This is a genomic window from Mesorhizobium sp. M1342 (assembly GCF_040317955.1).
In the GTDB taxonomy this organism is placed as follows: domain Bacteria; phylum Pseudomonadota; class Alphaproteobacteria; order Rhizobiales; family Rhizobiaceae; genus Mesorhizobium.
Genome location: NZ_JAMYLI010000008.1, coordinates 124,621 through 137,750, shown reverse-complemented (window position 1 = coordinate 137,750; position 13,130 = coordinate 124,621). Strand labels below are relative to the sequence as shown.

General features: G+C 57.6%; 11 protein-coding genes and 1 pseudogene. 8 read left to right on the top strand and 4 right to left on the bottom strand.

All coding sequences use genetic code 11. The annotated features are described in order from the left end of the window. The first annotated feature begins 54 nt into the window (after positions 1-54). Positions 55-817, top strand: a pseudogene (locus NKH06_RS10485) (SDR family NAD(P)-dependent oxidoreductase). Between the two features lie 219 nt (positions 818-1,036). Here the strand turns inward: NKH06_RS10485 and NKH06_RS10480 are convergent. Beyond that, complete coding sequence (locus NKH06_RS10480; RefSeq protein ID WP_352892971.1) at positions 1,037-1,240, bottom strand: hypothetical protein; 204 nt, start codon at positions 1,238-1,240, stop codon at positions 1,037-1,039. Between the two features lie 89 nt (positions 1,241-1,329). On the opposite strand from NKH06_RS10480, the gene NKH06_RS10475 reads away from it, so the two are divergent. From NKH06_RS10475 to NKH06_RS10465, 3 genes are all read left to right on the top strand, one after another. After that, positions 1,330-1,629: a hypothetical protein gene (locus NKH06_RS10475; RefSeq protein ID WP_352892970.1), complete on the top strand. Its 300-nt coding sequence runs from the start codon at positions 1,330-1,332 to the stop codon at positions 1,627-1,629. A 392-nt stretch (positions 1,630-2,021) separates the two neighbouring features. Next, positions 2,022-2,945, top strand: a complete 924-nt coding sequence (locus tag NKH06_RS10470; protein WP_352892968.1) for an MBL fold metallo-hydrolase — start codon at positions 2,022-2,024, stop codon at positions 2,943-2,945. A gap of 349 nt (positions 2,946-3,294) precedes the next feature. Beyond that, positions 3,295-3,480: a hypothetical protein gene (locus NKH06_RS10465; protein WP_352892966.1), complete on the top strand. Its 186-nt coding sequence runs from the start codon at positions 3,295-3,297 to the stop codon at positions 3,478-3,480. A 1,748-nt stretch (positions 3,481-5,228) separates the two neighbouring features. On the opposite strand, the gene NKH06_RS10460 is transcribed toward NKH06_RS10465, so the two are convergent. The 3 genes from NKH06_RS10460 to NKH06_RS10450 form a co-directional block, all read right to left on the bottom strand. After that, complete coding sequence (locus tag NKH06_RS10460; protein ID WP_352892965.1) at positions 5,229-5,879, bottom strand: VOC family protein; 651 nt, start codon at positions 5,877-5,879, stop codon at positions 5,229-5,231. 45 nt (positions 5,880-5,924) lie between these two features. Beyond that, positions 5,925-6,731 carry an SDR family NAD(P)-dependent oxidoreductase gene (locus NKH06_RS10455; RefSeq protein WP_352892964.1) on the bottom strand — a complete coding sequence of 269 codons (807 nt, stop codon included), beginning with the start codon at positions 6,729-6,731 and terminating at the stop codon, positions 5,925-5,927. Positions 6,732-6,831: 100 nt separating this feature from the next. After that, positions 6,832-8,133, bottom strand: coding sequence for an epoxide hydrolase family protein (locus NKH06_RS10450; RefSeq protein WP_352892963.1), 1,302 nt, complete (start codon positions 8,131-8,133; stop codon positions 6,832-6,834). Positions 8,134-8,358: 225 nt separating this feature from the next. Here NKH06_RS10450 and NKH06_RS10445 point away from each other — a divergent pair, with 225 nt between their 5' ends. The 4 genes from NKH06_RS10445 (at position 8,359) to NKH06_RS10430 (ending at position 13,121) form a co-directional block, all read left to right on the top strand. Continuing rightward, entirely contained in the window at positions 8,359-11,391 is a 3,033-nt protein-coding gene (locus NKH06_RS10445; protein ID WP_352892962.1) for a PAS domain-containing sensor histidine kinase, read from the top strand. A gap of 7 nt (positions 11,392-11,398) precedes the next feature. Beyond that, complete coding sequence (locus NKH06_RS10440) at positions 11,399-11,773, top strand: response regulator (RefSeq protein ID WP_128302944.1); 375 nt, start codon at positions 11,399-11,401, stop codon at positions 11,771-11,773. Between the two features lie 90 nt (positions 11,774-11,863). Beyond that, entirely contained in the window at positions 11,864-12,481 is a 618-nt protein-coding gene (locus NKH06_RS10435; protein ID WP_352892961.1) for a response regulator transcription factor, read from the top strand. Positions 12,482-12,869: 388 nt separating this feature from the next. Further along, entirely contained in the window at positions 12,870-13,121 is a 252-nt protein-coding gene (locus tag NKH06_RS10430; protein ID WP_245273262.1) for a cupin domain-containing protein, read from the top strand. Positions 13,122-13,130 lie beyond the last annotated feature (9 nt).

Sequence of the window (13,130 nt, the reverse complement as noted above, 5' to 3'; positions counted from 1 at the left end):
CTTCTGAGAGCCTAATCTGGGTACCACCTTGCCTTCTGGCGCCGCAGTCAGATCATGGAGACCGCAATGGGCTTGTTGGATGGAAAGGTCGCGCTGATTACTGGGGCCGCTGGAGGGCAGGGACGTCTCGCTTGCCTCGCTTTCGCGCGGGAAGGAGCGAAAGTCATCGGCTGTGATCTCCAGGAAGCCGACAACACTGAGACGGTGCGGACCGTGCTAGCGGCAGGGGGAGACATGACGGGCTTCGCACCGGTGGACCTCACAAAGCCGGCCGAGGTTGAGCGCTTTGTTGCCCGCGCGGCAAAGCGCTATGGCGGCCTGGACGTCGTCTACACCAATGCCGGGGGCCCCCGTTTCGGAGCCGTCTCCGAGATGCTAATCGAAGACTGCCGAACGACAATCTCAGTGGAACTCGACACGGTTCTTCGTCACGCGGTACGCTTGGCCGCATCTTGTCGCGCGCGGCCGTGGTGTCATCATCAACATCAGCTCGGTTGCAGGCTTGATCGGCTTTCCGCAACCGCCCATGGCGGCTCATGCCGCGGCCAAGGCCGGCGTCATCGGGCTCACCCGCCAGTTCGCGGTCGAAGGCGCACCGATAGGGATCAGGGCGGTGACCATCAGTCCTGGCGCGATCCTCTCGCGCGAGGCGGATCTGGACGGCCCGGAACGCGATGCTGTGACAGCCCGGACCCTTCTCAAACGCTGGGGCCGGCCGGAAGAGGTTGTCGAGGCCGCAGTATTTCTCGCGTCCGATCGAGCATCGTACATCACCGGTGCAAACCTCGCTATCGAGGGCGGCGCCACCGCCTGGTGATCCTTCGATGACATCGCCTCTGCCGCGAGAAGCGATACCATCACATGACTGTCCTGTTGCTCGGTTCAGCGAAGCAACGCCGAGACTCGATGCTGAGGGCGATCACGAGCGTTCCAGCTAACGAACCGATGTACGTGCGAACGTAGTTACACGTGAGGGCCTGAAGGCTGGCTGCGGCACATCCAATTCGACGATTGCATCACTGCGGCCTCATTGGTCTCAATGATCCGCGGCTTTGCCGTCAGCCATCAAGTCTTCGTTCAAAGAAGCGACCGCAGCAGTTACGTCAGCGTGAGCAGGCAACTCCAGACGAAGCGAGCGCGCCATCGGTGGCAACGAATCCCCTCTTAGCACCGCAAGTGCACTATTAATCAGAATATTACCGCTGAATTGTTCGAACGTATCGACGATACCATAGAACAATAGTCTCCATCTGTTCGGGGTATAAATTACACGATGACCGGCTTAATTTCGGCGGTTGTAAAGACCTCATCGAGGAGAAGGAATTCGATATGAACATCAAAGCTAAATGTCTCTGCGCAGCAATTGCATTTTCGACACTCGAGGGAAGCGCTTTTGCTGGCGCCCTTGATGTTATCGACCCTATTAGCCAGCGGTCGTTTTATTATACCAGTTCCATCAAGGGTCCGACCCACACGGATCCCATTATGAGAAGCAGGTTCAGGGCAGCCCTCGAAGTCCTTCCGATGGGCAAGCGCAAGGCGATGATAAGAGAATGTCAGGACGCAGGGATGACCAAGCCTTATGCGGAATTCTGTGCGGATCTGAATCCTCTTGGCCAAGGGAAGTGAATTCTGGACGAGCTGAACAGTGGCGGGCTTCGTGGCCCGCCACTTCTTGTCGCTGTGCAAGTTGTATCGGCCTGTCGCTGTTGGAGTCGGCTGAGTCTCGGCAGAGAATTTACTGCCCAGGACCGTCGTTCAGGGGTTATTTTAACACCAAAGTATTAACCGATACCTAAGGTCAATAAATAGTTGATAATAGTACGGCAGATCATTTCTGTGAAACATTGTTTTGAGATAGGAGATATGTAATGCTTCTCTTCTGTTCTGATTTTTTGAGGTTAGCGGCGAAGGTAGGTTCATTCCTGGTCGCTGCTGGACTCGGCTTAACGCCAATCGGGGGCGCCCGCGCCGAGACCTTGCCCGGATAGCCCGGCGCCCCTTACCAGAGTATGCCGTCGTTGGCGCCGATAGGCACTCGTGTCGATCACTACCTTCCGATCCCCAAGGAAGACGTAACTCCGACCATCGACCCGAAGAAGGGCTACCGGAACCAAAAGCTAGGCCGTGGCCTCTATATGGTCACCGACAACGGCTACCAGTCAATGTTCATGGTGTACGAAACAGGTGTCGTTGTGATCGACGCCCCTCCAGGATACTCAGCGCATTTGCGCCAGGCTATTGCTGAGGTGACGGATCAGCCTATCACACGTGTCGTCTACAGTCACGCGCACGTAGATCATATCGGCGGCGTAAGCGACCTCGCCGGCCATCCGATTATCATCGCCCAGCTTGAGACCCAGCGGCTGCTCGAACGCGCGAAGGATCCGAGACGACCCCTACCGACGGTCACTTTCAAGGATCACCACACCTTGAAGGTCGGTAGTCAGGTCCTTGAGTGGAGCTACCCCGGCAGCAGCCCTCATGAGCCGGGAAACATCTTCATCTATGCTCCAGAACAGAAGGTCCTGATGGTGGTCGACGTGATCTTCCCAGGTTGGATGCCGTGGCGTCGCTTCGCACTTGCCAAGGACATTCCCGCATACTTCGACCAAGTGGCGTACATCGATACCTTGCCGTTCGAAATGCTCGTCGGCGGGCACGTCAACCGCGTGGGCACCCATTCCGATGTCGGTACCCAGATCGAATTCATGAATGACCTGAAGGCAGCCGCGGCTGCAGCTCTCAAGTCGACGCCCCCTGGCGAAGAAATGGAAGCCGAGGACAGGTCTAATCTCTGGGCCGTTTACGACACCTATATTGACCGAGTCGTTGTGAAATGCGTGAATGCCGTCACGCCCATGTGGCAGTCCCGACTGGCCGGCTATGACGTTTTCATCTGGGATCAGTGCTATGCGATGGAGCAAAGCCTTCGCATCGACTGAAAACTTGGCGGCTCGAGAGCCAGACGGGGCCGTCGTCGCGCGGCGGCCCCGCGTATAACTGGGTATTGCCACTCTTGTCCACACGACAGGCCGACACGCAGAAACTGCAAGATGCCTTGACTGCACGGGCTGCGGGCAGGAGCGCTCGGTTCAGCGGATATGTTTGGCGAGAACCAATCTTGAAAGCTACGCCGCTCACCGACCTCGTCTATGACAGGACTCGGACGACACTCTAGCTCATCCTGCCGCCGTCCCATACCATTAGGACCAAGCCTGATTCTCGATCCGTCGGCCGGCGCCTAACCCAAAGATCTGCAGGTAAGGGCGCAAAGGCCGCCGGCTGCTCCTGATGCATTGCGAGTTCCGGAAGCTTGGACGCCTCGACTCCTTCGGTTCGAGGCTCGCCCTCATGGCCAGTTACGGGCTGAAAAGCTTCCTCATCGCTCAATCCCTCATCAGATCGAGAGGGCGTACGGCGGCTCGCCCGCTGCTCACGCCTGGTGAAATGATGCAGTTGCCGGCTACCAACGCATAGCCTCGGATGCTCCCGCCAATATGCCCAAAAAGGCATTCAATAACGAGGATGCCCGCGTTGGGGAACGTATCATGGCGCCTTCCGACGTTGGTGGCGCCAATGGAGGGAGACATGACAACTGGACCAGCCTGCCTCTGCCTTCCGTCCCCGGAATGCTGAGACCATGGCGGCGGCGTGGGGCGCTGACTTCGAGATCGGTCACAAGGACGACGTGGGAGACAAGTTGCGCATGATCGTCGAATAGAGCGCCTCATGCAAGGCTTCGGGACCAGTACTGAACTAGGGAGTGTCAAGCCCTGCCGCCACCCAGGCGGAGGTGATCATCGACGGTATCTAAGGTATTCTCTCCCAAGCGATACCTTTACAAATAACAATATGTGTTATGTTGGCATATGGCAAAAATACGCCGCTTTGTGGCCAAAAAAAAGTATTTCCGACACCTAAGTGCAATTTATTTGTTGACGCCCTCAGTCGATTACTAGCGCGTCGAACAGAGGAGATGTTTCATGGGCGATCATCGGCCTAGTAATTCACGCGTGGCAGCTATCATCAAAGCGAAGCACGAAATTAGCGTCAACCAAGCGCGGTGGATACTCATTCCGGTGTTCGGATTGTGGATCCTGGTTTCCGCTGCAGGCATGATCCTCGGCTAAGAAAATAGGCTCGGCAGTGAGCTCAGCGGCGACACAAATGCCCTTAGCAGGGCAAGTGCTGCCTGACGGCTATAGGGCCTTGGCCGCAGTGCTATCGATATGCTGTTGCATTCAACGCGTCTTCCAATCAACCCGGCCAACACAGCATAGCCATAAGGTGCTTCTCCCACTTGTGGTCCTGACGTGCGCCAATCGCGCGTTCCATTTCGAGGCGCATAGCCAAGCCACATCAGGCACCGGCCGAAGGCTCCGCATAGCCGCGGCCATCATGCTGATCGAGAGGCCGTTTGTAGTGCCTCATTGTTATAGCTGAGTTGCACATCCGTCCTTGTGATCAGGGCCAGGAGACAAGTGGCTGACGGCTGTCAAGGTGGTATGCCGCGCCCAGCAACGTCTTGCTGCTCGTGAAGTGACGAGCTCTGCGACACTGGCCGCCCCGACGACACGCCGGATAGGGAACATCCCCCTCAGCTCTTCCCCCCGCTTCTCGAAATTGTCAGCCAACCAACGCCGAGTGTCGTGTCGACAAAGCCGCCGGCGATCAGGTCACGCGGGGCCGGGCCATTTCGAGCGCCAGATTGGCGATGAGCGCAGGCAATGCGACCGCACGATTGTAAGGCCCGGACCGGGATAACGTGCGCCAGGGCCACCCATGAATGTTAGCGATCGACCTTGCATCAGCTTGCCCACGATGTATCGGCAATATCGATCGCGAGCAGCAGATGCTTTGTGAGATCGTTGCCCCCTCGGGTGGCATTTCAAGTAGTGGGCTACAGCTGCGCGCGCCTCCAGCGCGTCGCATCGTTGGCGTCGAAAGTGGCGACGGGTTTCGCACCGGTTTCGTGCACCTCATGTTGTCGGGGCCTGGCATCATGAGGTTGGAGGCTACCGAGCTAGCACGCAGGCCCATCTCTAGCCCAAGCCCGGCGCGGCCTCCAATTACAACAACAGTCTGATCAAGCAGGTGGTTCGCACTGGGCAAGAGGGGCGCGGTGGCACAATTAATCCTTACGCCACGGGTTCACCGCCGACTATGTCTCAATTCAATTGCCTTTATCTAGAAACCGCGTGGCAGCTGGTCATCCGCCCGTAAGCCTAAAGAGGCAGCGTTTTGCCCGCATATTCGGCAACGATGTATTCGGCGTACCAATCCGGCCAATTCTCATCGTGCCGGCCACCGTCGCGCTGTTCGTGCACTCCATGCGCAGCAGCCGCGCGGCTGAGTGCACCGGCAAGATCCGCCAAGGAAGCAAAGCTTGTGGCATCGGCATTGACCCTACCAGGGAAGCGGTCGGTGATCTCTTGAATCAGCCACGTGTTGCGGTCAGGATCGTTGAATGTAGCGAACGAGACGTAGCTACGTCCTTCGGGGTCGCGCCCCTGGATAGATGGCTGGCCTGGCCCCGGGCGGTGGAATACCTCACTGACTTCCGCCCCATTTGCCAAAAGCTCGGCACGGGCGGTTTCGATGTCAGACACCACAAGATAGGTTGTACTTGCAGCGCCGGGTGTGGCCGATGTGAGTCCTGTTCCGAAGTGCACCGATGCCGGGGAACCCGGAGGCGTAAATTGCACCACGCGGAAGGATTCTCCGACCGCGAAATCAGCGTCTAGTCGCCACCCGAGTCGGCAGTAAAAGCCCTTGGCGCGATCTACATCCGTAACCGGGATCACAACTACTTCAAGCTTCATATCGCTTGTCGCCGTCGGCGTGGCATTGCCGTCACAAACTTGGACAATTGTCATAGGTTCTCCATTTGTCGATTTCCAGGCCGCATCCCAGCCGCGCTGCTATGCATCCACGGCAACCCTGTAACGGGACGCCGGCATTTTCCGGGACAGATTCGGGATCAGCTTCTGGCGCGCTGCTTCGTAGCTATCCCAGTCCGACCTGTCCGGGAGCGACGGGATGGTGACGAGCTCTCCTTGGTCGAAACCGGCCAGTGCGGCGTCGACCAAGTCTTCTGCCCGCATCACTCGTTCGTCCGGGTAGTTGGAAAGATCACCACCGGCGACCTCCCAAAAGTTGGTTTCCACCGCGCCCGGGAGCACCGCCTGGACGGCGATATTCTTGTCCGCAAGCTCCTTGTGAAGTGAGAGGGTGAAGGCCGTGACATAAGCCTTTGTTGCGCCGTAGACACCGTTGAGCAACTCCGGCCAGAGGCCCATAGCCGAACTGATGTTGATGATGGCCCCGCCTCCCCGTGCCACAAAAGCCGGCGCCGCCGCATAGGTCAGGCGGGTCACCGCTGTGACATTCAGCTCTATCATATCATCCATGGCGTCGACATTGGTCTCCAGTATGGAGCTGACAGCTCCGAGACCTGCATTGTTGACAAGCATCGAGATCCCGCTTCCACCGCGAAGGAGCGCCTCAATCCTGCCGCGGTCAGCCTTGTCGTTAAGGTCGGCCGCAACCGTTTTTACGGCGCGGCCTGTTACGCCCGATATGTGGCGCGCCACGCCGTCAAGCTTTTCCTGGTTGCGCGCCACGAGAATAAGATCGTAGCCGCGGCGTGCGAGCCGGTCGGCATAGATGGCCCCGATGCCCGAGGACGCGCCCGTTACCAATGCAGTTCCTTTTACCGACGTTTTCATGGTGTTCTCCACTTGAAGGTGCAGCTTGACATTGGCGCGGCCGGGCCGGGGAACCCAGCCGCGCCCTTGCGAGGAGGCGTGGGAGGCGCCTGTGCTCGCACTAGATAGATTCGCGTAGCGTTTTGAACGAAGCCCGAAGCTCGGCGCTAAAGGTCGCCGGCTGTTCCCAGGCGGCGAAATGACCGCCTTTAGGAAGCCGGTTATAGTGGATGAGCTTCGGATAAGCCTTCTCGGCCCAGCTCTGCGGAGCTTGGTAAATCTCGTCGGGAAACGCGCTGACTGCCACCGGAATCTGGATGCCCCGAGGATCGAAAAATCCTCCTGCAGGGAAGTGTGCGTTATCCCAGTAGAGACGCGCCGAGGAAATCGCGGTGTTGGTCAGCCAATAAAGTGTGACGTTGTCCAGGATGTCATCACGTGTCAGACCCTCGGTTTGTCCGTCGAAGACACGCGCTATCAGTTCATAGCTGCGAATGTCGTGATCAAGCATCCAAGCCGCGAGGCCGACCGGCGAATCAGAAATGCCGTAGAGCGTCTGCGGACGATTGTTCATCTCAATCGCGTAGCCGAGTCCGTTTTTGTAAAAATCGTCGAGCTGATTCCAGGCACGCCTTTCGTCCGGAGTCAGAGTTGCCGGCGGCGGCGTCCCAGCGGCAAGCGCCTTCGCAATTTCCGCTGGGACCGTGGCTGCCATGTTGGTGTGGATACCCAGCAGTCCGGAAGGCTGCTGCAGGGCCATCGTTTCGGTGACCGCATTGCCCCAATCACCGCCCTGAGCCACGTACTTGGTGTAGCCAAGACGCTGCATAAGCTCCGCCCAGGCCTTCGCGATGCGGGTCGGAGTCCAGCCCGGCGCCGTTGGCTTGCCAGAGAAGCCGTAGCCCGGCAGCGATGGGATGACCACGTGGAAGGCGTCGGAAGCGCTGCCTCCATGAGCTGTTGGGTCCGTCAGTGGCCCGATGATCTTCAACTGCTCGATGATTGAACCCGGCCAGCCATGCGTGACAATCAGCGGCAGGGCGTCTTTGTGCTTGGATCGGACATGGATGAAGTGGATGTCCAGCCCGTCTATGCCCGTTATGAAGTGTGGCAGCGCATCCAGCCGCGCCTGCATTGGGCTCCAGTCGTAGTCTGACGCCCAGTAAGCGGCCAGTTTCTGGATTGTGGCCAATTGAACGCCCTGCGTGTCGCCAGCGACGGTTTCCTTGTCAGGCCAACGAGTCGCACTGACCCTTTTGCGCAGATCGTCAAGCTGGTGTTGCGTGAAACGGGCGGAAAATTCGCGGATAGAAGTTTCTGCCGCGGCCGCCTTCAAAGCACTCGGAACGACGGATAACGCTCCCAAGGCAACTGTGGTGGCAATGACTTCGCGTCGGTTGGGCATCGTCGATTTTGCTCGCATTGCGGTGTCCTCTGTTTCCCGGTCAAGTCGATGGGTGAACATTTCGCTCGACGTGAGCCGGAATGCGATTGCACGAACGTATTGGCGATACCTTTGTGTTGCCCGCGGCTGGCCGCGCAAATCTGGGACAAAACCAACACCAAGGCATAGTGGACGTCACAGCCCGCCTGGCGCAGGATCAGAGCCGCGCGATTTCCGCGAAGGGACGGCAATGAAGATGGACCAATGAAGATGGACCTAGGCCGCGTTCTGTATGCACTGCCCGGACTGGTCTGGACTGCATTGCGAGACGGCCGTATCGATTTCGTCAACCGACAATGGGCCGAATACACCGGTCTCGGCCTCGATGAGGGTCACGGCAGTGAATGGAAGTCGATCGTTCACCCTGACGATCTCCCCGCGCTGCTTGAACGATGGCAATCGATGTCTGAGGCGGCAGACCTGGCCGAACTGGAGGTTCGCCTGCGTCGCTTCGACGGAGTCCACCGCAGGTTCCTCGTCAGGTGCAGTCCGCTATTCGATGATCAGGGGCAAGTCGAAAGATGGTGCGGCGTAGGAACGGAGCTAGAGACATTGCAGCCTGTAGTAGAAGGCCTCTTGGAGCAGACGACTAGTTTCCAACACATTGTGGATAGCATTCCGATCCCGGTCGCCGTGACGTCGCCGACAGGCGCTGTCGAATGGCTTAACCAGCCAACTCTCAATTATTTCGGGAAGACTTTGGAAGATTTGAAGGGCTGGAAAGCGTCCGACGTGGTACATCCAGACGACCTGGAGAGAACGATCGCCGCGCAGGCCTACGCTCACCTTCAGGGGACCAGCTACGATGTTGAGAGCCGTCACCTACGCGCCGACGGTGTCTATCGGTGGTACAACGTCCTAGGACTGCCGTTGCGAAATCCCAGCGGGGACATCCTGCGCTGGTTCCATCTGCTCATTGACATCGATGACCGGAAGCGGATCGAGGAATCGCTGAGAAACAGCGAAAACAATCTACAAATGATCATCGACACGATACCCGCCCTTGTATGGTCTGCGAGGGCCGACGGTACGGCCGACTTTTTTAACCGGCATTACCTGGAGTACGTCGGTCTCGGCCTTGAAAATATAGGAGATTGGGGATGGATAGCTTCCGTCCATCCGGCTGACATCGAGACTTTGAAATCCGTCTGGGGCGAAACTATGGCCACCGCGCGGCGCGGTGAATGTGAAGCGCGGCTTCAACGCTTCGACGGATCGTACAGATGGTTTCTGTTCCGCGTGGAGCCATTGTTCGACAAGGCCGGAAACATTGTTAAGTGGTACGGAGTCAACACCGACATTGAGGCACAGAAACGCGCGGAGGCCGCATCGCGAGCGAATGAAGTCGATATTCGCAACATAGTGGACTCAATTCCTGCCCTTGCATGGTCAGCCCAGCCAGACGGATGGGTGGATTTTATGAATCAACATTATGTCGATTTCACCGGCCTGCCCATAGAGGAGCTTCTCGGCTGGCGCTGGGTAGCCGCTGTTCATCCGGACGACATCGAAGGAATGGCCAAGCTTTGGCGCGAAGGCATTGATACAGGCCTCCCCCTGGAAGCAGAGGGCCGCCTACGCCGCCATGATGGAACGTATCGATGGTTCCTGTTTCGATCCAGTTCTGTTCGCGACAAGAATGGAAGCGTGGTCAAATTCTACGGTTTTATCACCGATATCGAGGATCGGAAGCGTGCTGAGCAGGCCCTTGCCGAAAGCGAGGTCGAAGCACGCCTCGCCATGGACAGCATCGACGGTATGATCTGCCTCTTTACACCAGAGGGCGCGCTGAACGGCGGCAACAGGCAGCTTCTGGACTACTTCAACCTGCCCCTCGAAGAAGTAATGAACTGGGCAACGAACGGGATCACCCATCCCGACGACCTGCAACATTGTATCGACAGTTTCATGGCATCCGTCGTTTCGGGTGAACCTTACGATTTCGAGACCCGTTTTCGCCGTTTTGACGGCGTCTTTCGCTGGTTTCAGATACGCGGGCTGCCTCTCCTCAACTCTCAGGGAGATATCATTCGCTGGTACGGGCTCCTAACCGACATCGACGATCGCAAACATGCGGAAGAGAAGTTAAAGCACAGCCAGATGCTATTGGCCGAAGGTCAGCGAATGAGCCTCTCAGGCACCTTTTCATGGCTGGTCGAGTCAGACGAATTGACATTCTCCGAAGAACTTAAGCGCATCTTCGGTTTCGACGAGGGCGTTCTGATCACATTCGAGGCCATTCAAGGCCGGGTTCACCCGGAAGATCTCCCGCTACTTGCTGGAAAAATGGCGGAGGTGCGCTCAGGCGGCGACAATCCGGAGTATGCAATCAGGCTGCGCATGCCTGACGGTGCGATCAAATATCTCAGGGTGATAGGTCGCTTGATAAGAAGCGACAACGGCCGATCGGAATGTATCGGAGCAGTACAAGACGTTACACAGAAGCGGCTGGCCGAACATGCCCGCGACGAGCTGCGGTCGGAACTTGCCCATGTCACCAGGGTGACAAGCCTCGGCGCAATGGCCGCCTCCATCGCGCATGAGGTCAATCAGCCGCTTTCAGGCATCGTCACGAACGCCAGCACGTCGCTAAGGATGCTGGCTGCTAATCCCCCTAACATTGAGGGGGCCCGGGAAACCGCGCGTCGCACCATCCGCGACGGAAACCGTGCGGCAGATGTGATAACGCGTTTGCGTGCGTTATTCGGCAAGCGTGTTTTCCAAGTTGAGCAGGTCGACCTCAACGAAGCCGTGCGAGAGGTCGTCGCGCTTTGCTGGAGCGATCTGCAACGAGCCCGGGCCAGTCTAAGGACCGAATTGGCCGAAGGGCTTCCGCTCGTTTCAGGCGACCGAGTCCAACTACAGCAAGTGGTCATGAACCTGCTGCGCAATTCTGCTGACGCGGTAGCAGATATCGACAACGCACCACGACACGTCGTCCTGACGACCACACTTGGCGAAGGGGATGCGGTTCGCCTTTCTATATCCGACTCGGGTATCGGATTTCGCACCGTCGATCCTGCTCGCGTATTCGATGCGTTCTACTCAACTAAGCGCGATGGTATGGGCATCGGATTGTCCGTCAGCCGAACGATTATCGAGAGTCACGGCGGGAAGCTGTGGGCTGAAGCAAACGAAGGACCGGGCGCGACCTTCACACTTTCCGTCCCGACAATGGCCTGCGATCTTACGACACCGTTCGATTCCGAACGGCCAAAAAGCAGTGCATTACGGTGAGGTTTTGATGAACACAAAAAGTCCACTCGTGTCGATCGTCGACGATGACGAATCTGTACGTGAGTCCTTGCCTGACCTCCTAAGGGAGTTGGGCTACCGTGTAGAGGCGTTCTCATCGGCCGAACGCTTTCTAGCGTCAGGCGTCGAGGTCGGGACCAGTTGCTTGATACTAGATATTGCGATGCCGGGCATGACTGGAACCGAGTTGTTGCGCAACTTACGCAACAGGGGGCAACAGGTGCCGATCATTTTCATCACCGCACATCGGGATGAATTCGTCAGGCGGCGACTAATGGCCGACGGGGCCGTGGATTGCCTTTACAAGCCATTCAGCGACGCCGCCTTGCAAATGGCTCTGGCGAAGGCAATTCCATTCGTTTGAACAACACGACCGAATACGAGATTTGTTGACTGGAGCTGCGCAATGCTTAGGGATTTAGGTTACTCACCGAACCATATCGGATCAACACCCATGACGAATGAGACGCCTGTCGTGTTCGTGGTCGACGACGACATTTCAGTCCGCGAATCCCTCGAGCTGCTCATTGGATCCGCCGGCTGGCAGCCGGGGATATTCGGATCTGCCATGGAGTTTCTTGCTCAACCTCGGATGGCAGTGCCAAATTGTCTTATCCTTGACGTCAATCTGCCCGAGTTGAATGGGCTTGATCTGCAGCAACTCATCGCTGCCGAGCGTACCGAGACCCCAATAATCTTTGTAACCGGCTACGGCGACATACCCACCAGCGTCAAGGCAATAAAGGCTGGTGCCGCCGAATTCCTGACAAAACCGTTCCGCGAGGATGTTATGCTGTCGGCCATAGAGCACGCACTCAAGCGCAGTAGGGCCGCGCTCTCATCGCAATCTGATCTGGAGGTGCTCAGGCAACGATACGCTTCACTCAGTCGGCGTGAACAGCAGGTTCTGTCGTTTGTTGTGTCCGGTCTGATGAACAAACAGATCGCTTTTGAACTCGGCATCAGCGAGATTACAGTCAAGGCGCATCGGGGGCAGATGACACGTAAGATGCACGCCAAGTCGCTGCCGGATCTCGTCACCATGGCCGCTACACTTGGTATCAACCATTGACCATGCATGCCGGGACCGATTCGATTGTATCGATGACACCTTGGGACAATAGGTCAAGAGTTCACCTGTTCGCTACCCTGATCGCGGCATCGCAGCAGTGATGGGTTAGGGAAGTCCGCGACCCTGAGGCGCCGGTCCATGCGACTGCAGCATTCCCATCCGACCACATCGAGTGAGGTTTTCCATGTCCATAGCATCTGATATCCCGTCAGGGTCGCCTCGTCCCCATCAGCCCGGCCAAGAGCACTTCTTGGCCATCCGACCAGAGGAAATCGTTTGGGAACCATTCGCCGGATACCCGAACGCAGCCCGCGTAGCGACCCTGGTGGGAGATCCTACCCGGCCAGGGCCCTACGCCGTCCGAGTCAGGTTGTCTGCGGGGACTCGGATGGCGCCGCACCGCCATCCTGAAGACCGTCTCTACACCGTGATTTCCGGCGTCTTCTATATAGGCCGCGGCGAAGTCTTCGATGAGGATAAACTGGAGGCTTTTGCGCCGGGAACCTTGATCTTCCTTCCGGGTGGCCAACCACATTTCCATTGGGCGAAATCGGGAGACTATGTGACACAGGTAATTGCGATCGGCCCATTGGGGCTGGATTATGTGGATCTCAAAGACGACCCTCGCACGGAACAATGAACCGAGCCC